The organism is Mucilaginibacter sp. P4_G9 (genome assembly GCF_056400985.1).
Genome location: NZ_JBFUKF010000661.1, coordinates 1 through 1,786, shown reverse-complemented (window position 1 = coordinate 1,786; position 1,786 = coordinate 1). Strand labels below are relative to the sequence as shown.

The window sequence follows — 1,786 nt, the reverse complement described above, 5'->3', positions numbered from 1 at the left end:
CTTATTGCCCCGTAACACCGCGCTTGATAATGTTGCCCTGCCTTTACTTTATGCGGGTATTAACAAAGAAAAACGTACAGAACGTGCCACCAACGCGCTAAAAAATGTTGGCTTAGGCAACCGTATAGATCACAAACCTAACGAGCTTTCGGGCGGTCAGCGCCAGCGTGTTGCAGTTGCCCGGGCATTGATCAATAACCCATCCATCATACTGGCCGATGAGCCTACCGGCAACCTTGATACCAAAACATCCATTGAAATTATGGGGCTGATAGAGGATATTCACGCCAAAGGTAACACCATCATTTTAGTAACCCACGAAGAAGACATAGCCCTGCATGCCCACCGCATAGTGCGCATGCGCGATGGCCTGATTGAAAAAGATTACCTGAATCCCGAGGTGCATACCGTGAGCAGGCGAAGCCATGCTCAACCCTCCCCAGAGGAGAGGACCTTATAAGGCTGTGAAAAGTCTCCCCTTTCGGGAGAGATTTAGAGGGGGCTAAAAAATTTAAATAACACTAAAATAATTAGCAAACTTGTATTACATTTGAAATATGTATGCAATTGTTGATATTGAGACTACCGGGGGGCATGCCAGCGCGAATGGCATAACAGAAATTGCAATATGCATACACGATGGTAAAAAAGTTGTTAAACGTTTTGAAACCCTGGTAAACCCTCAACGGGAAATCCCTATCTATATCAGTGCCTTAACCGGCATCACCAACGATATGGTACAGCAGGCCCCACCGTTTGAAGATGTGGCTGCCGATGTATACCATCTTATCCACGGCAAAATATTTGTTGCCCATAATGTTAATTTTGATTATTCCTTTGTACGCTATCACCTGGCTGCCGCCGGGTATGATCTGCAGTGTAATAAATTGTGTACGGTACGCCTTGGTCGCAAAATATTGCCAGGCCTTCCCTCTTATAGTTTGGGGCGGCTGTGCAAACACCTGGGCATTGATAATGAAAGCCGCCACCGTGCAGGCGGAGATGCCGAGGCCACTTCGGAGTTGTTCACGCTGTTATTAAACAGCGATGCCGATGGTCATATTAAACAAGCCCTTAAGCAAAACTCAAAAGAACAGGTGCTGCCTGCTAATTTGCCTAAAAAGGATGTGGAGGCTTTACCATTTTCACCTGGTGTATATTATTTTCACGACCAAAAGGGCAAAGTTATTTATGTTGGCAAGGCAAAAAACTTAAAGAAACGCGTAAGCAGCCATTTCACGGGTAATAACCCCGGTTTGCAACGGCAAGAGTTTTTGCGCAATATTTACCAGGTAAGCTACCAGGTTTGCGGTACCGAGCTGATTGCCTTTGTGCTGGAAGCCATTGAGATTAAACGCCTGTGGCCAAAATATAACCGGTCTTTAAAACGTTTCGAAAACGCGTATTGCCTGTATGCTTTTGAAGATCAGCGGGGATATATCCGCCTGGCTGTGGACAAGCGCCGCAAATTCAGCGATGTGATCTATACCTGCAACTCCTTGCTTGATGGCTATAACCTGCTTAACAAGCTCATAGAAGCTTTTAGCTTATGCCCTAAACTTTGCTTTATCCAAACCAACAATAACCCCTGCACAGGGGCCGCCGGAAGTGAATGCGCATGTGAAGGTGTTGAAAGCGTTGAAGAATATAACCTTAAAGTAAACAACGCTATTGACGAACTAAAGCGCGCACTGCCTACCTACGCCATCCGCGATGAAGGCCGCACAGGCGATGAGCACAGCTGTATTTTGGTAGAGAAAGGCCAGTTTTATGGCATGGGTTACAT

The 1,786-nt window shown here is 46.1% G+C and carries 2 protein-coding genes; both read left to right on the top strand.

What is annotated here, in order from left to right; translation table 11 throughout:
* The coding region (locus AC1DPZ_RS26475; protein ID WP_477409136.1) for an ABC transporter ATP-binding protein at positions 1–460 on the top strand (460 nt) is incomplete at its 5' end.
* Positions 461–557: 97 nt separating this feature from the next.
* The coding region (locus tag AC1DPZ_RS26470) for an exonuclease domain-containing protein (protein WP_477409134.1) at positions 558–1,786 on the top strand (1,229 nt) is incomplete at its 3' end.